Origin of the sequence: Acinetobacter sp. YH12129, from assembly GCF_013418685.1 — a bacterium.
GTDB lineage: Bacteria > Pseudomonadota > Gammaproteobacteria > Pseudomonadales > Moraxellaceae > Acinetobacter > Acinetobacter amyesii.
On record NZ_VPBP01000034.1, the window covers coordinates 1 to 21,316 of the forward strand.

A 21,316-nucleotide genomic window follows, 5' to 3' on the forward strand; every position below is an offset into this window, starting at 1 on the left:
GCCAGGCCTCAGCATTTTATTATGGTGATCCCCTGGGCGAAATGCGCCTGGTAAGCAGAGTTTTTGAAATGTAAGGCCTTTGAATAAGACAAAAGGCTGCCTCATCGCTAACTTTGCAACAGTGCCATTTTAAGCGTTATGCTAAGCCCAGGAAGCCGCAGGATCTTTTGAACCACAACTGCATTAACGTCCGCTATTCTGATACGAGTGGATTGTACGCCTGGGAATTCGAGAAAGATGCTCAGAAATTCAGTCTGAAAGTCAAAGGGCAATATATTGCGAACAGCACGATTCATCAGCTCGATGCAGCATTAGACGGGCTGGGGATTGCCTATATTCCCGAGTATGTTGCAGATGGATATATCAAAAGCGGCAAGCTGATTGCTGTTCTGACCGAGTGGTGTCCATATTTTGACGGCTACCATATTTATTATCCTCACCGCCGACAGGATTCTCCTGCGTTTATGGCTTTTCTGCAAGTTTTGCGTGACAGGTACAATAATGGAATAAGATAAATTTATGAGTAAAGGATTATGTCCACGATAAGCACCTGGGTCGATTCCTGGGAGGCGGCCATGAGGGTAGGGAAGCGCCGTCCCGTCAAGTCAGCGTAATGCTCTGCCAGTGTTACAACCAATTAACCAATTCTGATTAGAAAAACTCATCGAGCATCAAATGAAACTGCAATTTATTCATATCAGGATTATCAATACCATATTTTTGAAAAAGCCGTTTCTGTAATGAAGGAGAAAACTCACCGAGGCAGTTCCATAGGATGGCAAGATCCTGGTATCGGTCTGCGATTCCGACTCGTCCAACATCAATACAACCTATTAATTTCCCCTCGTCAAAAATAAGGTTATCAAGTGAGAAATCACCATGAGTGACGACTGAATCCGGTGAGAATGGCAAAAGCTTATGCATTTCTTTCCAGACTTGTTCAACAGGCCAGCCATTACGCTCGTCATCAAAATCACTCGCATCAACCAAACCGTTATTCATTCGTGATTGCGCCTGAGCGAGACGAAATGCGCGATCGCTGTTAAAAGGACAATTACAAACAGGAATCGAATGCAACCGGCGCAGGAACGCTGCCAGCGCATCAACAATATTTTCACCTGAATCAGGATATTCTTCTAATACCTGGAATGCTGTTTTCCCGGGGATCGCAGTGGTGAGTAACCATGCATCATCAGGAGTACGGATAAAATGCTTGATGGTCGGAAGAGGCATAAATGCCGTCAGCCAGTTTAGTCTGACCATCTCATCTGTAACATCATTGGCAACGCTACCTTTGCCATGTTTCAGAAACAACTCTGGCGCATCGGGCTTCCCATACAATCGATAGATTGTCGCACCTGATTGCCCGACATTATCGCGAGCCCATCTATACCCATATAAATCAGCATCCAGGTTGGAATTTAATCGCGGCCTCGAGCAAGACGTTTCCCGTTGAATATGGCTCATAACACCCCTTGTATTACTGTTTATGTAAGCAGACAGTTTTATTGTTCATGATGATATATTTTTATCGGCACTGTTGCAAATAGTCGGTGGTGATAAACTTATCATCCCCTTTTGCTGATGGAGCTGCACATGAACCCATTCAAAGGCCGGCATTTTCAGCGTGACATCATTCTGTGGGCCGTACGCTGGTACTGCAAATACGGCATCAGTTACCGTGAGCTGCAGGAGATGCTGGCTGAACGCGGAGTGAATGTCGATCACTCCACGATTTACCGCTGGGTTCAGCGTTATGCGCCTGAAATGGAAAAACGGCTGCGCTGGTACTGGCGTAACCCTTCCGATCTTCGCCCGTGGCACATGGATGAAACCTACGTGAAGGTCAATGGCCGCTGGGCGTATCTGTACCGGGCCGTCGACAGCCGGGGCCGCACTGTCGATTTTTATCTCTCCTCCCGTCGTAACAGCAAAGCTGCATACCGGTTTCTGGGTAAAATCCTCAACAACGTGAAGAAGTGGCAGATCCCGCGATTCATCAACACGGATAAAGCGCCCGCCTATGGTCGCGCGCTTGCTCTGCTCAAACGCGAAGGCCGGTGCCCGTCTGACGTTGAACACCGACAGATTAAGTACCGGAACAACGTGATTGAATGCGATCATGGCAAACTGAAACGGATAATCGGCGCCACGCTGGGATTTAAATCCATGAAGACGGCTTACGCCACCATCAAAGGTATTGAGGTGATGCGTGCACTACGCAAAGGCCAGGCCTCAGCATTTTATTATGGTGATCCCCTGGGCGAAATGCGCCTGGTAAGCAGAGTTTTTGAAATGTAAGGCCTTTGAATAAGACAAAAGGCTGCCTCATCGCTAACTTTGCAACAGTGCCAGTTTTATTACGAACGTGTTTTGGGTGGACAACGGAAAACATATTTCATCGAAAGACCAAAAAAAGAAAAAACACTTCCTGTTGTGATGAGTGAAGAAGAAACCATTCGGGTACTACGCGCTATTGAAAACGTGAAACACAAGGCTATTCTGATGACTATTTATTCGGCAGGTTTGCGCATTTCTGAATGTATAAACCTGAAAATAAAAGACATTGACTCCAAGCGCATGCAAATTCGTATAGAACAGTCAAAAGGAAAAAGAGATCGTTATACCATTTTATCTGAGAAAACATTAATTATTTTAAGAACATACTTTATGGAATATAAACCAAAAGATTATTTATTTGAAGGTCAAAAAGGTGGCGCATACTCAAGCCGAAGTATTCAAAACATTTTTAAAGCAGCTGTTTTAAAAGCAAAGATTCAAAAGGAAGTTACTGTACATACCTTACGACATAGCTTTGCAACGCATTTGCTTGAGAATGGTACGAGTTTACGTTATATTCAATCGTTGTTAGGTCATTCAAGCAGTAAAACAACTGAGGTTTATACACATATTACCACCAAGGGAATGGAACAATTAAAAAGTCCGATGGATTTGTTAGATATATAGAAAGGATTTGTATATTTGAGCAAAACTTAACAAAAAGCACTATGAATATAAATCCTTTTGAGAGAGTAGAAACGAACGGTAAACGGTTGAAAACGGATTTGTCACTGATAATGAAAGGTTTAGCAAAATAAGATATAGTGGATATATACGCCATTTGGCGTATAGCCACTTGTTATGTGCCATTTTTGAATGACAATGCGAATAGATACGGACAAACAAATGAATTTACTTAGTGATAAGAACGTTGCAATAATTGGTGGTGGACCCGTTGGACTGACTATGGCAAAATTATTACAGCAAAACGGCATAGACGTTTCAGTTTACGAAAGAGACAACGACCGAGAGGCAAGAATTTTTGGTGGAACCCTTGACCTACACAAAGGTTCAGGTCAGGAAGCAATGAAAAAAGCGGGATTGTTACAAACTTATTATGACTTAGCCTTACCAATGGGTGTAAATATTGCTGATGAAAAAGGCAATATTTTATCCACAAAAAATGTAAAGCCCGAAAATCGATTTGACAATCCTGAAATAAACAGAAATGACTTAAGGGCTATCTTGTTGAATAGTTTAGAAAACGACACGGTTATTTGGGATAGAAAACTTGTTATGCTTGAACCTGGTAAGAAGAAGTGGACACTAACTTTTGAGAATAAACCGAGTGAAACAGCAGATTTGGTTATTCTTGCCAATGGTGGAATGTCGAAAATAAGGAGCTTTGTTACCGACACGCAAGTTGAAGAAACCGGTACTTTCAACATCCAAGCTGATATTCTTCAACCGGAAATAAACTGTCCCGGATTTTTTCAGCTATGCAACGGCAACCGATTAATGGCGGGACATCAGGGCATTTTATTGTTTGCCAATCCCAATAATAATGGTGCATTGTATTTAGGAATTAGTTTTAAAACGCCCGATGAATGGAAAAATAAAATTCCCTTAGATTTTCAGGACAGAAACAGCGTTGCCGATTTTTTATTGAAAAGATTTTCCAAATGGAGTGAAGTTTACAAACAATTAATACGTTCGGTATCAACATTTCAATGCTTGCCCACAAGGAAATTTCCTTTGAACAATGATTGGAAAAGTAACCGTCCATTACCCATAACAATGATTGGCGATGCTGCTCATTTGATGTCGCCTTTTGCAGGACAGGGTGTAAATACGGGATTATTGGATGCTTTGATATTGTCTGAAAACCTTACAAACGGAGAATTTACAAGTATTGAAAATGCCATCGAAAACTACGAACAACAAATGTTTGTTTATGCAAAAGATACGCAGGACGAATCGACAGAAAACGAAACCGAAATGTTTAGTCCCAATTTTTCGTTTCAAAAATTATTGAATCTATAAACAGTAAGAAAAAACGGCTACTAACAAGCAGTTTTGCAATAGTGGGGCAGAAGTGCAAAATTGAACTTGTGTGCTTCTATCAACTTTTGTACATTAGCTGCCAGTTTAAGATGGGTGCATTTGAGTATGCCCAAAGGAGCCCGCAAGTATGCGCAGGACGAAGCCAGTAGCCGCGCCGATGGTGGCGCGGGTCTATCTGCGCGTCAGCACCGACGCGCAGGACTTGGAACGCCAAGAGGCGATCACTACGGCCGCGAAGGCCGCCGGCTACTACGTCGCCGGCATCTACCGTGAGAAGGCATCCGGCGCACGCGCCGACCGGCCTGAGCTGCTGCGCATGATCGGCGACCTACAGCCCGGCGAGGTGGTCATTGCCGAGAAGATCGACCGCATCAGCCGCCTACCTTTGCCCGAGGCCGAGCGCCTGGTGGCCTCGATACAGGCCAAAGGCGCACGCCTGGCCGTCCCTGGCGTGGTCGATCTATCCGACCTGGCGGCCGAGGCCCAGGGCGTCGCCAAGATCGTGCTGGAAGCCGTGCAGATCATGCTTTTTCGCCTGGCCTTGCAGATGGCCCGCGACGACTACGAGGACAGGCGCGAACGCCAGCGCCAAGGCATTGAGTTGGCCCGCCAGGCCGGGCGGTACAAGGGCCGCCGTGCTGATCCGAAGCGCCGCGCCCAAGTTGTCGCGCTGCGCAAGTCCGGCTACAGCATCAACAAGACCGCCGAGCTGGCCGGGTACAGTGCGGCCCAGGTGAAACGGATATGGGCCGAGGTCAGCCAGGCCGAAGCGAAGCAGCACGGCGCGTTCGTGGAGGACGCATTGACGGAAGCCGATGCCCTGGCCGCTGTCGGCCAGGATGAGCGCCAGGAGGAAAGGGCATGAAGAAGCCGAACCAAGACGACGAGCCGTTTTTCATCACCGAGGAGATTGCGGCCGAAATGATCGCCGGCGGCTATGAGTTCGAGCTGCCGCCCATTCCTTGCACCATCCGCCTACGCGACGTGCTGGAGCGCATGACCGATGCTGAGCTAGCATTGCAGCCGGGCGAGATCGCCGACCAGGAGCGTGAACGCTGCCGGCGCAAGCCGTGTTCAACCTCATGATCTGGTCATGGTATTTTTCATGGCACTGAGCCTGATAGTTCTTGCAAATTGTTGTCACTAAAGGGTTTTGTGTGCTTGTTTACAATCGAGTGGGAGTGACGGGCACTGGCTGGCAATGTCTAGCAACGGCAGGCATTTCGGCTGAGGGTAAAAGAACTTTCCGCTAAGCGATAGACTGTATGTAAACACAGTATTGCAAGGACGCGGAACATGCCTCATGTGGCGGCCAGGACGGCCAGCCGGGATCGGGATACTGGTCGTTACCAGAGCCACCGACCCGAGCAAACCCTTCTCTATCAGATCGTTGACGAGTATTACCCGGCATTCGCTGCGCTTATGGCAGAGCAGGGAAAGGAATTGCCGGGCTATGTGCAACGGGAATTTGAAGAATTTCTCCAATGCGGGCGGCTGGAGCATGGCTTTCTACGGGTTCGCTGCGAGTCTTGCCACGCCGAGCACCTGGTCGCTTTCAGCTGTAAGCGTCGCGGTTTCTGCCCGAGCTGTGGGGCGCGGCGGATGGCCGAAAGTGCCGCCTTGCTGGTTGATGAAGTACTGCCTGAACAACCCATGCGTCAGTGGGTGTTGAGCTTCCCGTTTCAGCTGCGTTTCCTGTTTGCCAGCCGGCCCGAGATCATGGGGTGGGTGCTGGGCATCGTTTACCGCGTCATTGCCACGCACCTGGTCAAGAAAGCGGGCCATACCCACCAAGTGGCCAAGACGGGCGCGGTCACCCTGATCCAGCGTTTTGGATCGGCGCTCAATCTGAATGTTCACTTCCACATGCTGTTTCTCGACGGTGTGTATGTCGAGCAATCCCACGGCTCAGCGCGTTTCCGCTGGGTCAAGGCGCCGACCAGCCCAGAGCTCACCCAGCTGACGCACACCATCGCCCACCGGGTGGGTCGCTATCTGGAACGGCAAGGCCTGCTGGAACGGGATGTCGAAAACAGCTATCTGGCCTCGGATGCGGTGGATGACGACCCGATGACACCCCTGCTGGGGCACTCGATCACTTACCGTATCGCTGTCGGTTCACAGGCGGGGCGAAAGGTGTTCACTTTGCAAACTCTGCCGACCAGTGGTGATCCGTTCGGTGACGGGATTGGCAAGGTAGCCGGGTCCAGCCTGCACGCCGGCGTGGCGGCCAGGGCCGATGAACGCAAGAAGCTCGAACGGCTGTGCCGGTACATCAGCCGCCCGGCGGTATCCGAGAAGCGGCTGTCGTTAACACGAGGCGGCAACGTGCGCTACCAGCTCAAGACGCCGTACCGGGACGGCACCACGCACGTCATTTTCGAACCATTGGATTTCATTGCAAGGCTGGCCGCCCTGGTACCGAAGCCCAGAGTCAACCTAACCCGCTTCCACGGGGTGTTCGCACCCAACAGTCGGCACCGGGCGTTGGTCACGCCGGCAAAACGGGGCAGGGGCAACAAGGTCAGGGGGGCTGATGAACCGGCAACACCAGCACAACGGCGAGCGTCGATGACATGGGCGCAACGGCTCAAGCGTGTTTTCAATATCGACATCGAGACCTGCAGCGGCTGCGGCGGCGCCATGAAAGTCATCGCCTGCATTGAAGACCCTATAGTGATCAAGCAGATCCTTGATCACCTGAAGCACAAAGCCGAAACCAGCGGGACCAGGGCGTTACCCGAAAGCCGGGCGCCACCGGCTGAGCTGCTCCTGGGTCTGTTTGACTGACGAGCCTGAAGGCCAACGATACCAATCAAAATGCTGCATTCACAGCGCCGCGGCAGGGATCCGCCGTGCTGGTTGTCGGAAAAGGAGCCGCTAGTGGGAAAGAGGAGGGTAAATTTTCAGCGTTGCTGGCTCCCCGTCAGCCGGATTGGGTTGCATCGCAGGGGTGTCGAAAGAGTCAACTGCGGTCCAAAGCTGTTGGACTTGGGTGAAAAGGGCGTTTATTCTTCCTATACGTAAATTGTATTTGTTTTAGAAAAAGTTTTTGATCATTTGCTTCTTGCTGTGTAAAAGGTTTGTATGCTTGAATTTCTTCAATGATTTCTTTCATTTTTTATTGTCACTTTCCTGTCGTCATCTACTTATCAGCTAAATACCCTTCAGGCATTGGAATCAATTTTTCTGATTCCCGACTGAGGCTCTCCTCTGCTTTCCACCCGGCGATTTTATTTTCCGTTGCTTCGATCACCCCATCAAAAAGAGAATCACTTAATATTAGACGTAGTGGTGGTTCAGGCAATGCCGCAAGTTTTAAGATTGTCTTTGCTGCTAATATAGGGTCACTATCTGTCGCCTGACCCTCCTGTTCTTTTGCGAAGGCATCCATTTGTTGATGCAGTTCTTGATAATCCGGCAAGCGTTTACTATTATGCAGTTTCTTGTAAAGATCTGTCCAATAACCTCCTGGTTCAACAATAGTCACATGAACACCAAAAGGAGCCAGTTCCTGTGCTAAAGCTTCCGTCAATCCTTCTACCGCAAATTTACTAGCACTGTATAGACCTGAAGTCATCCAAGACATGATGCCCCCGATACTACTCATTTGGATAAAACGACCTGATTTGTCTCGCAAAAAAGGAGAAACCGCTTGAGCCGTCCAAAGAGAACCGAAAAAGTTTACATTCATTATCTGACGCGCCTCTTCTTCTGTTGTCTCCTCAATCATTCCTCCAAGCATCATTCCCGCATTACTCAAAGCAATATCGATGCCATTAAATTTTTCTGCTCCCTTAGCAGCAGCGGCTACTACCATGTCTCGTTCTTCAATATCGCCTAAACAGATCAGCAAAGAAGATCCATATTCTGTTTTTAACCTGCTGAGTTTTCCTTCTGTTCTAGAAAAAGAAATGACTTGGTCGCCATTTTCTAATACTAATTTTACTGTCTCAAAACCAATTCCTTTACTTCCACCAGTAATAAACCACGTTCTAGTCATCTGTCCACGCTCCTTTTTTCCTAATTACTCTCAATATGATTATAACAAATTAAAAGGCCAACAACAACTATAGTATCTAATATGCTGATTGTCAGTTATAAAATACTAAGAGTCATTTTATTCAAAAAAAGTTGTGGCAAAAAACTTGCCACAACTTTTTTATTTTGCACGAATCGGGAGCCATATTTGGAACTGTGCATTCTGAGGATTAGCATCTAAATATAATTCGATATCTGGCAATTCAGCATATTCAAAACCTGAAGTTGGTAACCATTCAGTAAAAATCTGCTGTTGCAATTCTTGAATTGCTCCTGGTATAGGACCCGTTCCTGAGAATACCGCCATCCAGCTTTGCGTGATAAAAGCCAGCAATAAAAACCCGCACATATCAGCGCCCATTCCAAGCAGCAACACACCGCGGTCACCCAGTCGCTTTGAAAGAGTGCCGGTTAAAACAGCTTGTACGAATGTATGTGCTGCACCAAAAACGGCCAGCGACACACCTGCTGTGCCAATATCCCAATTCAAGCGCTGTTCGCCATAAATCACCCACAAAGCGGCGGGCGCCTGCCCAATCAGCTGCATAAGAAAAAACAACGCAAAAAAGCTGGCAAGTCCCTGAACTGCAAAATTGAAGCGAAAGCCTTCAAACAAATTGATTTTGGCTGGCTGTCCTTCAGGCGGTTGTGACGGCGTTTTGGGCAACAAGAAAGCCACCAAACAAAAGGCAATTGCATTGAGAAGAGCCCCTGCCACAAAGGGCGCATGCACAGATATATCACTAAGAACACCGCCAATAGCAGGCCCTGCAATCATACCTGCACCAAAACACGCCCCCATAAAACCAAACCAACGCGCACGTTCTTCCTGTTTAGTTGTATCAGCGATAATTGATGCCGCGATTGCACCAGTTGCTCCGGTAACACCTGAGATAATCCGGCCGATATAAAGCACCCATAAAACAGGCGCTGCCGCCATTATGCTATAATCAATCGTGGCACCTAAAAATGAAACCAGCAAAATAATCCGCCGTCCATAGCGGTCAGATAACCGCCCTAAAACGGGCGCGCAAAAGACCTGCATAAACGCATAAAGCGATAAAAAAACACCATAGTGAAATGCTGTTTGCTCTGCCGGTACAAATTCATTTAATAAAGCCGGAACCACCGGCATGATTAATCCCAAACCAATCGCATCAAGCGCGACAACAATGAGTGCGGTTATAAGTGATTTTGACATAGATGTGACTTTTATTTATCATTGATAAGTTGGCGATAAAAAACTTTGTACCTGGCATAAAGCTCGGTGGTGTCAGCGCGTGACCGTACCGGCTTCTTTTGATACTGCCGCCTGGGCGGCTTCTCCTGCTGATCCGGTGACGCCTCAAAGGCTCCCAGCCGCTTTTCCAGGGCAGGCTTGGACAGATCGCGGGACAGGGTGCTGGGCTTGACCATCGTGCCGTCATCGGCCCGGATCACCAACCCGTTACCCCTTGGCGTAATCTCCAGGCCGTTATCACGCATGACCTGGTGCAGCTCCGTCCAGGACTGCGCGGCTTTAATGTCGTCCAGGCATTCGCGCTTGATCCAGCCCACCAGACTTTCCACGCCGGCATGGCGCTCCATGTCGGCGGCCCTCGATGCCGCCCCGCGCTGCTGCGGCCGGTGATTGTCTGCCTCCAGGCCATAGTCCCGTTCCAGCGTCTCGCACAAGTCGGCCAGCGCCAGGTGCGGATAGTACGGTTCGTGCATCGTGTGCCTGGTCGGGTGAATCTTGTTGATGGCAATGTGGATGTGCAGGTTGTCGGTGTCGTTATGCACGGCGCTGATACGCTGATGCTCACCAAACCCTAGCCCTTGGCAAATCCGTTCCTCTATCGCCTTCAAGGTGTCGGCATCGGGATTCTCGCCGGCGCGAAAACTGACAATCAGGTGATAGGTCTTATCGCCCTTGGCCCTGGTGTTCATGTGCTGGGTGGCCAGCACTTCGGTGATGGCATCGCGCACTGAATGCGCCTCGCAATTCGTGACCTGAACATGGCCCAGCCGGTGGTCTTTGCTCTGTGCGTCGGTGATGTATTTAGCCAGGTCGGCAAAGTCTGATTTGCCCAGGGAACGCATGGCAACATGCTTGGCAATCATGATGCTGCCCTGGGTCGCACAATAGATTCCATCAATCGGCTCATTTCGTCCTGGTTGGCCTCAATCCGGGCCAGCAGGCCCAAGACAGTTTCAGCGCTGAACCGGGCCGTTCGGGCATCGTCGGTCAGCCACAATTTCAGCAGACCACCGAGGCGGCCCAGGTCGCCATTGACCCGCACCAGCTCGCGCACGTTCTCGTAATCGGTCACGCCCTGGACGGCGTAACCCTGCCCCACGGCCAGCAAAAAAGCAGACGTACTCAAGCCAGCCGCTTGTGCGTTGGCCTCAATGGCGGCCCGCTCTTCCGGCAGGCAATACACCTTGATCGGCGTGCTGCTTTTTCTCGTTACCTTCTGCTCTGTCGCCTCCATCTTTGGCGTCCTCCTGGTTCTCTTATTCCGGCGTCCGCCGATGGCCCCGCAGGGCAGGATTCCCGTTGAGCGCCGCAGGTGCGAATAAGGGGAAGTGAAGAGGAACACCATGCTTGCATGGTGGGCCTACTTCACACATCCTGCCCGCTTCACCACCACTTTAACATCACTACCATTTACCGGCTATAACCCGTTTTATCGACAAACACAAGCCGATTCCACGCATAAGGCGTGCAATCTGGCTTTAGTCGCCTTACAATCGCTTTAATAGCGATAGAATCGGCATTAAATCGCGGATAAATCGACATATAAAAGGCGGTAGAATCGGCATGACTAAACGGCTTACAGAGCGCATTGCAGCGCAAATGCAGACCCAAAAGCCCACCCGTTCAGGACAGAATCGGGCGGCTTTCCTGGCCCAGCGCGACGACATAAAAGAGGCTTTGACCGATGGCTGGCCGGTAAAAGCCATCTGGAAAACGCTGCACGATGAAGGGAAAATCAGCTTCGGATATGATGCTTTTATCAGCTATGTGAACAGTCTGATTCGGTCGCCAGGCGAGCCTGAAAAGGCCACCGCAAGACCGCCGGCATCCTCCCAACCGGCCCCCAAGAAAGCCACCCCAGCGACACCCAAACCAGTACCATCAGCCAGCCATAAGCCGGGGGAGATTCCCAGCTTCAACTTCAACCCCAGCCCGAACAAAGCGGACTTGATTTGACGCCCCAAGGGGCGGATTGGACGCCAAGAGGGAAGGCATAGCCCGCCCCTCAAGTGTCAATGAACCCCTGGAAATCGACCCCGAAAACAGCCCCCTTCATAGAGGCGGCCTATTAACATTTGAGTGGGAGTGACGGGCACTGGCTGGCAATGTCTAGCAACGGCAGGCATTTCGGCTGAGGGTAAAAGAACTTTCCGCTAAGCGATAGACTGTATGTAAACACAGTATTGCAAGGACGCGGAACATGCCTCATGTGGCGGCCAGGACGGCCAGCCGGGATCGGGATACTGGTCGTTACCAGAGCCACCGACCCGAGCAAACCCTTCTCTATCAGATCGTTGACGAGTATTACCCGGCATTCGCTGCGCTTATGGCAGAGCAGGGAAAGGAATTGCCGGGCTATGTGCAACGGGAATTTGAAGAATTTCTCCAATGCGGGCGGCTGGAGCATGGCTTTCTACGGGTTCGCTGCGAGTCTTGCCACGCCGAGCACCTGGTCGCTTTCAGCTGTAAGCGTCGCGGTTTCTGCCCGAGCTGTGGGGCGCGGCGGATGGCCGAAAGTGCCGCCTTGCTGGTTGATGAAGTACTGCCTGAACAACCCATGCGTCAGTGGGTGTTGAGCTTCCCGTTTCAGCTGCGTTTCCTGTTTGCCAGCCGGCCCGAGATCATGGGGTGGGTGCTGGGCATCGTTTACCGCGTCATTGCCACGCACCTGGTCAAGAAAGCGGGCCATACCCACCAAGTGGCCAAGACGGGCGCGGTCACCCTGATCCAGCGTTTTGGATCGGCGCTCAATCTGAATGTTCACTTCCACATGCTGTTTCTCGACGGTGTGTATGTCGAGCAATCCCACGGCTCAGCGCGTTTCCGCTGGGTCAAGGCGCCGACCAGCCCAGAGCTCACCCAGCTGACGCACACCATCGCCCACCGGGTGGGTCGCTATCTGGAACGGCAAGGCCTGCTGGAACGGGATGTCGAAAACAGCTATCTGGCCTCGGATGCGGTGGATGACGACCCGATGACACCCCTGCTGGGGCACTCGATCACTTACCGTATCGCTGTCGGTTCACAGGCGGGGCGAAAGGTGTTCACTTTGCAAACTCTGCCGACCAGTGGTGATCCGTTCGGTGACGGGATTGGCAAGGTAGCCGGGTCCAGCCTGCACGCCGGCGTGGCGGCCAGGGCCGATGAACGCAAGAAGCTCGAACGGCTGTGCCGGTACATCAGCCGCCCGGCGGTATCCGAGAAGCGGCTGTCGTTAACACGAGGCGGCAACGTGCGCTACCAGCTCAAGACGCCGTACCGGGACGGCACCACGCACGTCATTTTCGAACCATTGGATTTCATTGCAAGGCTGGCCGCCCTGGTACCGAAGCCCAGAGTCAACCTAACCCGCTTCCACGGGGTGTTCGCACCCAACAGTCGGCACCGGGCGTTGGTCACGCCGGCAAAACGGGGCAGGGGCAACAAGGTCAGGGTGGCTGATCAACCGTCAACACCAGCACAACGGCGAGCGTCGATCACAAGGGCGCAACGGCTCAAGCGTGTTTTCAATATCGACATCGAGACCTGCAGCGGCTGCGGCGGCGCCATGAAAGTCATCGCCTGCATTGAAGACCCTATAGTGATCAAGCAGATCCTTGATCACCTGAAGCACAAAGCCGAAACCAGCGGGACCAGGGCGTTACCCGAAAGCCGGGCGCCACCGGCTGAGCTGCTCCTGGGTCTGTTTGACTGACGAGCCTGAAGGCCAACGATACCAATCAAAATGCTGCGTTCACAGCGCCGCGGCAGGGATCCGCCGTGCTGGTTGTCGGAAAAGGAGCCGCTAGTGGGAAAGAGGAGGGTAAATTTTCAGCGTTGCTGGCTCCCCGTCAGCCGGATTGGGTTGCATCGCAGGGGTGTCGAAAGAGTCAACTGCGGTCCAAAGCTGTTGGACTTGGGTGAAAAGGGCGTTTATTCTTCCTATACGTGAACCGCATCCTACGGAATGAGTAACCCTTGCCCTATTGTGAGTAGAACGTCGTATAATTCAAACGAAAGCAGTTAATAGGTATGAAATATCACAGCACAAAAGAGCGACAGGACATGTTTAGATGATGTTATTATAAAATAATAACATCATGGATGAATAAAAAATAATTTTCTATCTTTACAACTATGTTATACTTCTATGATAAGGCTATGATGGCAAAGCCTTGGTTTTCCTAATCAAATAGTCGCCGAGATGGCTTCAATGCGACAGTAGGTCTACTGTCTCACAATTAATTCATGTATCAGATTTTTGTTCCCTGATGGGAAGTGTTATCCATACGAAAAGAATATGGGTAAAGTGTTACACCTGTATATGACATTCAGAATGTCCTGTCGGGGGAACTGGTACCAATTTAATAAAAGAAAACAGTATAGAAATGACAATCGAAGATATGCAAACATTAGCCCTAGAGCATGGGCTGAGAATTTCGGAAGAGATGAGCGTCAATGAGATGGGCATCGACTTTAGAGTTGCCTTTGTAAAGGAAGTAAACGGTGAGAACTGGGTACTCCGTATACCTCGAAGAAGCGATATGCTTGAACAAATCGAAAATGAAAGTAGAATATTGGATTTAGCCAAAAGAAACCTGTCGATCAATGTCCCTGATTGGAAAATTGTATCGGAGCGCCTAATAGCCTACCCTTTACTGGAGGATGCGCCTGCTCTGACATTCGATGCGATAACACATGAGGTTTCTTGGAACATAGATCGCGATAGCATAGCTTATGTGGAGTCTCTGGCAAAATCATTGGCCGAATTACATCGTATTACAGCTGACGATGTGAGAAAGAGCAACTTGAAAATAATGACTCCAAGTGAATTGAGGACCGAAATAGCTGACCGTATCCACTTGGTGAAATCTGAGATAGGTATCAGCGAGCCGTTGGAAAACAGATACCGTAGATGGTTGGACAATGACCCTTTGTGGCCTGAATTCACTTGTTTCATCCATGGCGATCTCTATGCAGGGCATGTCTTAACCTCGAAGGAAGGTAAGACCTCTGGTATCATAGATTGGTCTACTGCGCATATGGGTGATCCTGCACTGGACTTTTCTGGTCACGTATCGGTTTTTGGAGAGGATAGCCTGAAGAGTTTGATAACGGAGTATGCTAAACAAGGCGGAACGATATGGGATAGGCTCTACGAACAATCTATAGAGAGGGCTGCTGCAGCTCCATTAGCATATGGCGCTTTTGCGGTAGAGTGCAACGACGATAATCATATCAATGCCGCCAGAGCAGCCTTAGGTATTGTTCAATAAAATGATGTGAGGATACTTTTTTAAATGCTAAAATAGGAGTTCGATTGGTGCCACTTAAGAGTATCATTGATTTCTATTTTAGCCAGTATCCTCCACTTTTAGGAGCTCCTCGAAACTCGATTTTATGATCATCTCTTAAGATTTTGAGCCACCGCTCTACTATCTTGACAGGAACTAATAGCTCGTTTACTAAAAATGGTGCACGCTTTCCTGGATTAGTTCTTATCTGATTAAATAGTAGATTTACTCCCTCACTTACTCCCTCATTAGATTCGAAAAGTAGCTTTGATGAGACAATAACTCGAAAACCGTGCTGGAAATTTTCAAAGACAGGGGGACGCAGACCATAGGATGCGAAGCCTTCTTGGATTCGTTTGATGCCTGACCCATATTTTTCAATAAAATGCGCTTCTTTGAACGTGGCAGATATCCTTTTATTGCGCGCCCATGGCGAGTAATCTTCACGAAGAAGCTGATCAATCGTTAAGTTATCAGCTAAACCACCTGGATTGAAAAACTCTATGGAATTGTAATACACCCTGATTATGGAATCGGCAAATTAATTTGGACTTGGGTGAAAAGGGCGTTTATTCTTCCTATTACGTTGTCGGCAGCGGGCCAAAAAGGAATACGTCCATGCCCATCGAGGTGAAACCGGCTGTGAGCGCGGGTTCAAGCATATAGCCCGACAGGCGCGTATCCTTGCCGATCACGACACGATGGCGGTGGTCACCGCGACGAAAGACACGGCCAGCCGCCATGCCGACGCGCAAGGCGGTTTCCGCCGTCATCGCGCCTTCGTTGGCTTTGCCACGAATACCGTCTGTGCCGAAATATTTGCGCACCATAAGGTCGATTATCCTGTCGTCGGGTCGCCCTCAAAGGGGACATGCCTGCTGAACCGCGAATATAGAGAAATATCCCGAATGTGCAGTTAACGAATTCTTGCGGTTTCTTTCAGCGCCGCCAATACCGCCAGCCCGTCGCGCAAGGGGCGCGGCTCGTGTGTGCGGATGAAGTCAGCTCCACCTGCGGCGGCGGCAAGCTCTGCAGCGAGTGTCGCGGCCCCGACATCCCCCGGACCACGGCCTGTGAGCGCGCGCAGAAAGGATTTGCGCGAAACAGACAGAAGCACCGGCAAATCGAAGCGCAGCCGCAATTCATCGAACCGCGCCAGCACCGAGAGCGAGGTTTCGGGAGCAGCCCCCAGAAAAAACCCCATGCCGGGATCAAGGACAAGGCGGTTGCGTTTGATACCGGCACCCGTCAGCGCCGCGATGCGCGCGTCAAAGAACGCCGCAATGTGATCCATGATGTCGCCAGCGGGTGCCTCGCGCCGATCTGCCTGCCCGTCTTGCACCGAATGCATAACGACGAGTTTGGCAGATGATTTCGCCAATTGCGGATAGAACGCAGCGTCTGGAAAACCGCGAATATCATTGAGATAGGCCACACCACGCGACAAGGCATAGGCTTGCGTCGCGGGTTGATAACTGTCGAGCGAGACGGGAATGCCATCTGCCTTGAGCGCGTCCAGCACCGGCGCGATACGCGCGATTTCTGTGTCGGACGAAACAGGCGCGGCGTCGGGATTGCTGGATGCCGGACCGAGGTCGATCACATCTGCCCCCTCGGCCATCAGCTTACGCGCCTGCGCAATGGCTGCGTCTGGCGCCAGATACCGGCCTCCATCGGAGAAACTGTCCGAGGTTATGTTGACGATGCCGAAAATGATGAGCGATTTATTCATGGGGGCTTCTATAATAATCTCTGTACACGACAAAAATAGATAACTCATTGAAATAATGTCACAATAATTGTTTTCTAACGACGAATACTATGACACATCTCAATGAGTTATATCTTATCTTAAACAAATCTCTAAAATGGAACAAGTCACATTTAAAGTGCTTTGCGCTCATCATGCTTGTGATTATTTTAAAGCAAACATGTAATCTTTCTTCTGCATCTAAAGCCTTGCCCATCAAGTGTTTACCACAATCATTTTATCGACGTATGCAGCGCTTCTTTGCAGGTCAGTATTTTGATTATCGTCAAATTTCTCAGTGTCATCACCAGAACGATGGTGATGACTACGGCGATCTGACCCCAAAGGATTCGGCCTCCGCGCAATGCAGGCTCCAGTCGGCAAAAGAGACGGAGCCGATCAGAGAGTAGGCAAAATCGGGACGGGCAACAGGAAAGAGGATGCCGGAGGGCTGCCGGATACTATCGGCGGCAAATAGGATGGATCGCCTGTGCCGTTATCGTGCCGGTCGAGTGCCATCCAGGAAACGATTGGGCGAATCGCCGTCACGCTTCATTTTGCCTGCGAGGTTGAGTAGATTTTTCAGTGCGGAGTTGCGATTGAACGGCGACCAGACGGCTGTAAAGGCAACCGGCTCCGGTTCATCGAGGAAGGGCAGGAAGACGATGCCGGTCGTCGGCAACAATGACGTTGCCTCGCCGACGATAGTGATGCCGAAGCCTTGTCCGACCATAGATAGCAGCGTGTCGCGCCCCACATCAAAGCGCCGGATCGACGGTGCGGGCCAACGCCCGGCAAGGCGCAGCACGATATGGTCATGGACCTGCGGGCCGGTGCCACCATAGCGAACAATGAAAGTCTCGCCGACCAGATCGGACCAAGTGATTGCGGACTGCCCGGCGAGGCGATGCCCATCCGATAGCACGGCCACCAGCGGTTCGGTCCAGATCGGTCGGGTATGGCAGTCGGGCATCTCGGGCTTGCCCGCGACGAACACCACGTCGAGCTGGTCAGCACGAAGCTGCATCACCGCATCGCGGGCTGTGCCTTCGGTGATCTCAACCTCAATGCCCGTATGTTCTTCCCGATAATGACGGATCAGCTCCGTGAGAAAGCTGCGTGGGATTAAGGCATGGATGCCGATGCGAAGCCGGCCGTATTCTCCTTGAGCTGTCATGCCTGCGGTCTTCACTGCGTGATCGAGTTGATCGACACCCGCCGTGACACGCTCCATGAAGTGCCTGCCTGCGTCTGTTAGCCGAACGCCCCGCGCATGGCGCTCAAATAGCAGGACACCAAGGTTATCCTCCAGCGCTTTCACACGCGCGCTGACGCTCGACTGGCTGATACCAAGTGCCTTGGCCGCATGCCGAAAATTCAGATGCTCGGCGACGGCGATGAACTGAACAAGGGAAATGAGCGGTATCCTGCCAGACAGGATACCGACATTCACGAGGTTTCGATGGTTAGTGCGCCGCATCGGAGCGGGCCTGCTACCAGTCGTCGGTTAGACGACTGGCGACTTCTCGGTGGCAGCCCCACGGAGCCGAAGGAGCACCAGCCCCAACGAAACCAGTACCGCCATCGCCGTGGCGTAACAGATCACGGGCCACGCTGTGTCACCGTTTAAAAGTGCCACCGCCAATGTCCCGACAATGCTGACTATCAGGCTTTGAACGCAGAAGTAGAACGCGACCGCTGATCCCGCGATGTCGTCGAACTCTGCCAAAGCGCCGTTCGCGGTAACGGACACCGTGAAGACAATACCGACCGCGACAACCCACATCGGTAGGATGAAGGTGAGGAATGACGGCGAGCCGTAAAGTTCGCCGATCCCCAACAGGACCGCTCCGCAAACAAGCAACGCCATCCCACGCGCCACGCATCCTGCGATGCCCCATCTGGCGACAAAGGACTTCGCGAAACGGGTTGTCACGATCATTACAAGCGCGACAGTGGCGAAGGCAAAGCTGAATCCGATCTCGGAATATTCCGCTTGGCCTATGAGCACACGGGGAGCCGTCGAGAAGAAGACGAAGTAGGTGCCCATACCGGCGCTAAAGCCGACAGTGTAAACCCAAAAAGCCGGACTCGCGAAGATCGGCAAGACAGATCGGCGCGTCTTGACTTGATCCAGAGGGCGGGTTTCGTGCCACCTGAAACCCGCATTTAGGAGTGCGAGCATCGCCAGTATAGCCAAAGTAATGAATATCGCCTGCCATCCCAAGAACTCGCCGATCAATACTCCGGCGATAGGGCCGAGCGCAGGCACGAACGCCAGCATCGAACTGAAAAGGCCGTAGATGACGACACCCTCAGGACGGTTGGCATAAACGTCGCGAACCGTCGCGAACGTCGCCACCAGCATGGCCGACGCGCCCACTGCTTGAAGTAGACGGAAAGCGACAAAGGCCGGTGCAGTTGAAGACCAAGCTGCTCCCAGAGACGCAATGACGAAAGCCGTTGCGCCCGCAAGTAGAATTGGCCGTCGCCCGATTCTGTCTGAGAGCGGACCAAAAATCACCTGGCCCACGCCGAGCATCACCATATAGAGGCTCAACGTGAGTTGGATCATAGCGGGCGTCGTGTTCAGGATGCCGGGCATCGCTGGAACGACAGGGAGATAAATATCCATCGCCAGTGAAGCGAGGATGTCGAAAGGAGCCATCAGCAGCAGTGCTGCCGGCAGCGTATAGGCCCACGCGGGGCGTGTGGTGGTCATGACGAATCAACCCTCGATTAAGGAATACCGGGCGACGTCTGCTCGTCAGCAATCAGATGAGACTAGCCTTACAGAGCGCCGCAACAACAATACTGGTTGTTGCGGCTTACTTGTCTGCTGACTTGGAATTTCCCATCTGATTACTCCACGCTTACGAATATGAATTGCTACATTTTATCCGATTATCTTTTGCTTTGCAATGCGGCATGGGCGCACTCAGCGTTCCAGCCCCCTCTGCCGCCCTAAATGCTTGCTCCAATGCATCGAGCACCATATCTGTATTCATCCGTGTCGATACTTTCCATCCAACAATTGCTCGTGAGAACACATCAATAATAAATGCAGTATAAACCCAGCCTGAATTTGTTTGAATATACGTAAAGTCACTCACCCACAGTTGGTCAGGATGATCAGCAGTAAAATTACGTTTTACCAAGTCATCCGCTCGTTTTTGATCATCTCGGCTACGGGTGGTTTGTTTGTTCTTACCACGCCAAACACCTTTTATACCTAGCTTTTGCATTAATCGAGCAACAGTACAGCGCGCAATAATATAGCCTTCACGTTTCAGTTTTTGCCAGACTTTACGTACACCATACCGACCTGAACTTTCCTTCCAAATTCGTTTAATCTCCTCAGCATGATGCAAGTCATGTAAATCTCGCTTTGCTCGATGTTCTGGATTTTCACAGAGATCTAGAGTCCGGTAATAGGTTGAAGGTGCGATCGGTAAAATTCTACAAATCGCCTCGACTCCGTACAGCTCTTTATTATTATGGATAAAATCCACCATTATTTGTGTGGGCGGTCGAGCTCCGCCTGGGCGAAAAAAGCGGCTGCTTTACGTAGAATTTCATTGGCGCGTTGCAGTTCTTTATTTTCGCGTTCGAGTTGTTTGATACGTTCTTGGTCTGAAAGCTGCTGTACTTTAACTGGATTTTGTTTATCTAAATATTTTTGATACCAAACACGTAGTGTTTCAGGAGTACAACCCTTGCGCAGTATACTGCTCAGGGAGCAATAGCGGTGATCGCAGCCCAATTCGATGGATAATCTTTCTCGGATTCAATCAATAATTGAACCGCTCTTTCTCTGATTTCAGGGGTATATTTTACTTTTTTCATCGGGACATTCTCTCAGAAAGCTTGGTCTCCGACAAACCCGGTACGGTTCAAAAATCTTCCATTGATTTATTTATATCTGTTAAACCAGTCGCATTATGAAATGTAATATAAGTAGAAATTTCAGTATAAATGGTCATGATCTTTTCTAAATTTGAATATCTAAGCGTCTTCATTAATCAACCTTATTGATTATTAGTTTCTTCTTTTAAAGCTCTTTGTACTGTTGCTATCCCTACTTTAAACTTTTCTGCAACACCTCTAAATGTTGAATTTTCTTCAGCCATTGCTTTTCGTATTTCAACATAGTCAACCTTCCGCTTTCTTCCCTTATATAAGCCCTTCGCTTTGGCTTTTGCAATTCCTTCCTTTTGACGCTCACGGATCATGGAGCGTTCAAACTCTGCAAATGCAGCAAGCATCTGAAACATGAGTTTATTTATTGCCGATTGTGCTACATCATGACTGAAGGTCAAATTCTCTTTATGAAAAATAATGGTTATACCACGATCATTCAGACTATTCACAATTTCGTTCAGATCATTTGTATTACGTGCCAGACGATCAATACTATGAACATGCACCGTATCACCTTCACGCAGATAGTCGAGCATTGCATTTAACTGAGGACGTTCACGGCTACCACCGCTTGCCTTTTCAGTAAAGGTCTTATCCAGGCTGATTCCATCTAATTGACGTTCAGTATTTTGTTCAGTTGAACTGACTCGAATATATCCGACCTGATTAGGCATTCTGTACCGTTAGAGTTTAGATAATTAAATACATATTGTACCGAAATTAAATATTAAGTCTATAAATACGGTT

The 21,316-nt window shown here is 50.2% G+C and carries 21 protein-coding genes, 5 pseudogenes and 1 other annotated feature; of the genes and pseudogenes, 11 read left to right on the forward strand and 15 right to left on the reverse strand.

Annotated elements, in window-relative coordinates; all coding sequences use genetic code 11:
* Positions 1–113: 113 nt before the first annotated feature.
* Positions 114–515: a LysR substrate-binding domain-containing protein gene (locus tag FTU65_RS13815; RefSeq protein WP_001183556.1), complete on the forward strand. Its 402-nt coding sequence runs from the start codon at positions 114–116 to the stop codon at positions 513–515.
* Between the two features lie 136 nt (positions 516–651).
* Here the strand turns inward: FTU65_RS13815 and FTU65_RS13820 are convergent, their stop codons facing one another.
* Positions 652–1,467, reverse strand: coding sequence for an APH(3')-I family aminoglycoside O-phosphotransferase (locus FTU65_RS13820; RefSeq protein WP_000018323.1), 816 nt, complete (start codon positions 1,465–1,467; stop codon positions 652–654).
* 129 nt (positions 1,468–1,596) lie between these two features.
* Between FTU65_RS13820 and FTU65_RS13825 the strand changes: the two genes are divergently transcribed.
* From FTU65_RS13825 to FTU65_RS13850, 6 genes are all read left to right on the forward strand, one after another.
* Positions 1,597–2,301 (forward strand): IS6-like element IS26 family transposase, encoded by a 705-nt coding sequence (locus tag FTU65_RS13825; protein WP_163451784.1) that lies wholly within the window; start codon positions 1,597–1,599, stop codon positions 2,299–2,301.
* A 72-nt stretch (positions 2,302–2,373) separates the two neighbouring features.
* Positions 2,374–2,967, forward strand: a complete 594-nt coding sequence (locus FTU65_RS13830) for a tyrosine-type recombinase/integrase (protein WP_205779272.1) — start codon at positions 2,374–2,376, stop codon at positions 2,965–2,967.
* 189 nt (positions 2,968–3,156) lie between these two features.
* Positions 3,157–4,323: a tetracycline-inactivating monooxygenase Tet(X3) gene (locus tag FTU65_RS13835; protein ID WP_024160783.1), complete on the forward strand. Its 1,167-nt coding sequence runs from the start codon at positions 3,157–3,159 to the stop codon at positions 4,321–4,323.
* Between the two features lie 148 nt (positions 4,324–4,471).
* A complete protein-coding gene (locus tag FTU65_RS13840) occupies positions 4,472–5,209 on the forward strand; it encodes a recombinase family protein (RefSeq protein WP_001366550.1) in 738 nt (245 codons plus the stop codon).
* Positions 5,206–5,430 (forward strand): hypothetical protein, encoded by a 225-nt coding sequence (locus FTU65_RS13845; RefSeq protein ID WP_000743213.1) that lies wholly within the window; start codon positions 5,206–5,208, stop codon positions 5,428–5,430. The genes FTU65_RS13840 and FTU65_RS13845 overlap by 4 nt, the downstream gene beginning before the upstream one ends.
* 210 nt (positions 5,431–5,640) lie before the next feature.
* The gene (locus FTU65_RS13850; protein ID WP_180066943.1) at positions 5,641–7,134 is read left to right on the forward strand and encodes an IS91-like element ISVsa3 family transposase; all 1,494 of its coding nucleotides are present in this window, start codon (positions 5,641–5,643) and stop codon (positions 7,132–7,134) included.
* Between the two features lie 175 nt (positions 7,135–7,309).
* On the opposite strand, the gene FTU65_RS16185 is transcribed toward FTU65_RS13850, so the two are convergent.
* From FTU65_RS16185 to traJ, 6 genes and pseudogenes are all read right to left on the reverse strand, one after another.
* Complete coding sequence (locus tag FTU65_RS16185; RefSeq protein ID WP_180007116.1) at positions 7,310–7,462, reverse strand: hypothetical protein; 153 nt, start codon at positions 7,460–7,462, stop codon at positions 7,310–7,312.
* Between the two features lie 27 nt (positions 7,463–7,489).
* Positions 7,490–8,347, reverse strand: a complete 858-nt coding sequence (locus FTU65_RS13860) for an SDR family NAD(P)-dependent oxidoreductase (RefSeq protein ID WP_120366351.1) — start codon at positions 8,345–8,347, stop codon at positions 7,490–7,492.
* A 159-nt stretch (positions 8,348–8,506) separates the two neighbouring features.
* A complete protein-coding gene (locus tag FTU65_RS16560; protein ID WP_233735431.1) occupies positions 8,507–8,692 on the reverse strand; it encodes a GyrI-like domain-containing protein in 186 nt (61 codons plus the stop codon).
* Positions 8,684–9,586 (reverse strand): annotated as a pseudogene (locus tag FTU65_RS13865) (TCR/Tet family MFS transporter); the annotation flags it as partial. The pseudogene FTU65_RS13865 and the gene FTU65_RS16560, both read right to left, overlap by 9 nt.
* Positions 9,587–9,612: 26 nt before the next feature.
* A pseudogene (traI, locus tag FTU65_RS13870) lies at positions 9,613–10,488 on the reverse strand (TraI/MobA(P) family conjugative relaxase); the annotation flags it as partial.
* Positions 10,485–10,859 carry a conjugal transfer transcriptional regulator TraJ gene (gene traJ, locus FTU65_RS13875; protein ID WP_033472343.1) on the reverse strand — a complete coding sequence of 125 codons (375 nt, stop codon included), beginning with the start codon at positions 10,857–10,859 and terminating at the stop codon, positions 10,485–10,487. The gene traJ and the pseudogene traI, both read right to left, overlap by 4 nt.
* A 329-nt stretch (positions 10,860–11,188) precedes the next feature.
* Between traJ and FTU65_RS13880 the strand changes: the two genes are divergently transcribed.
* The 3 genes from FTU65_RS13880 to mph all read left to right on the forward strand — a co-directional run bounded on the left by FTU65_RS13880 (position 11,189) and on the right by mph (position 14,880).
* On the forward strand, positions 11,189–11,581 hold the full coding sequence (locus FTU65_RS13880; RefSeq protein WP_052928019.1) for a TraK family protein: 393 nt from the start codon (positions 11,189–11,191) through the stop codon (positions 11,579–11,581).
* A 244-nt stretch (positions 11,582–11,825) separates the two neighbouring features.
* Positions 11,826–13,319, forward strand: coding sequence for an IS91-like element ISVsa3 family transposase (locus FTU65_RS13885; RefSeq protein ID WP_180066945.1), 1,494 nt, complete (start codon positions 11,826–11,828; stop codon positions 13,317–13,319).
* A 673-nt stretch (positions 13,320–13,992) separates the two neighbouring features.
* Complete coding sequence (gene mph / locus FTU65_RS13895; protein WP_071830579.1) at positions 13,993–14,880, forward strand: Mph(E)/Mph(G) family macrolide 2'-phosphotransferase; 888 nt, start codon at positions 13,993–13,995, stop codon at positions 14,878–14,880.
* A gap of 73 nt (positions 14,881–14,953) precedes the next feature.
* Here the strand turns inward: mph and FTU65_RS13900 are convergent, their stop codons facing one another.
* From FTU65_RS13900 to sul2, 3 genes are all read right to left on the reverse strand, one after another.
* Positions 14,954–15,418 (reverse strand): ATP-binding protein, encoded by a 465-nt coding sequence (locus FTU65_RS13900; protein WP_071830580.1) that lies wholly within the window; start codon positions 15,416–15,418, stop codon positions 14,954–14,956.
* 61 nt (positions 15,419–15,479) lie between these two features.
* Positions 15,480–15,728, reverse strand: a complete 249-nt coding sequence (locus FTU65_RS13905; protein ID WP_071830581.1) for a phosphoglucosamine mutase — start codon at positions 15,726–15,728, stop codon at positions 15,480–15,482.
* Between the two features lie 86 nt (positions 15,729–15,814).
* The gene (gene sul2 / locus FTU65_RS13910; protein ID WP_001043260.1) at positions 15,815–16,630 is read right to left on the reverse strand and encodes a sulfonamide-resistant dihydropteroate synthase Sul2; all 816 of its coding nucleotides are present in this window, start codon (positions 16,628–16,630) and stop codon (positions 15,815–15,817) included.
* Between the two features lie 89 nt (positions 16,631–16,719).
* Between sul2 and FTU65_RS13915 the strand changes: the two are divergent.
* Positions 16,720–16,947 (forward strand): annotated as a pseudogene (locus FTU65_RS13915) (IS4 family transposase); the annotation flags it as partial.
* A 197-nt stretch (positions 16,948–17,144) separates the two neighbouring features.
* Here FTU65_RS13915 and FTU65_RS13920 read toward each other — a convergent pair.
* The 5 genes and pseudogenes from FTU65_RS13920 to FTU65_RS13935 form a co-directional block, all read right to left on the reverse strand.
* Positions 17,145–17,825: a LysR family substrate-binding domain-containing protein gene (locus FTU65_RS13920; protein ID WP_109354582.1), complete on the reverse strand. Its 681-nt coding sequence runs from the start codon at positions 17,823–17,825 to the stop codon at positions 17,145–17,147.
* A 3-nt stretch (positions 17,826–17,828) separates the two neighbouring features.
* Positions 17,829–18,128 (reverse strand): annotated as a pseudogene (locus FTU65_RS16480) (LysR family transcriptional regulator); the annotation flags it as partial.
* Between the two features lie 27 nt (positions 18,129–18,155).
* Positions 18,156–19,370 (reverse strand): chloramphenicol/florfenicol efflux MFS transporter FloR, encoded by a 1,215-nt coding sequence (gene floR / locus FTU65_RS13925; RefSeq protein WP_000214122.1) that lies wholly within the window; start codon positions 19,368–19,370, stop codon positions 18,156–18,158.
* Positions 19,371–19,521: 151 nt separating this feature from the next.
* Positions 19,522–20,494: pseudogene (locus tag FTU65_RS13930) on the reverse strand (IS3 family transposase).
* Positions 20,089–20,205: a sequence feature (AL1L pseudoknot), on the reverse strand. Its footprint overlaps the pseudogene before it by 117 nt.
* A gap of 182 nt (positions 20,495–20,676) precedes the next feature.
* The gene (locus FTU65_RS13935; protein ID WP_006581699.1) at positions 20,677–21,243 is read right to left on the reverse strand and encodes a recombinase family protein; all 567 of its coding nucleotides are present in this window, start codon (positions 21,241–21,243) and stop codon (positions 20,677–20,679) included.
* Positions 21,244–21,316: the final 73 nt, after the last annotated feature.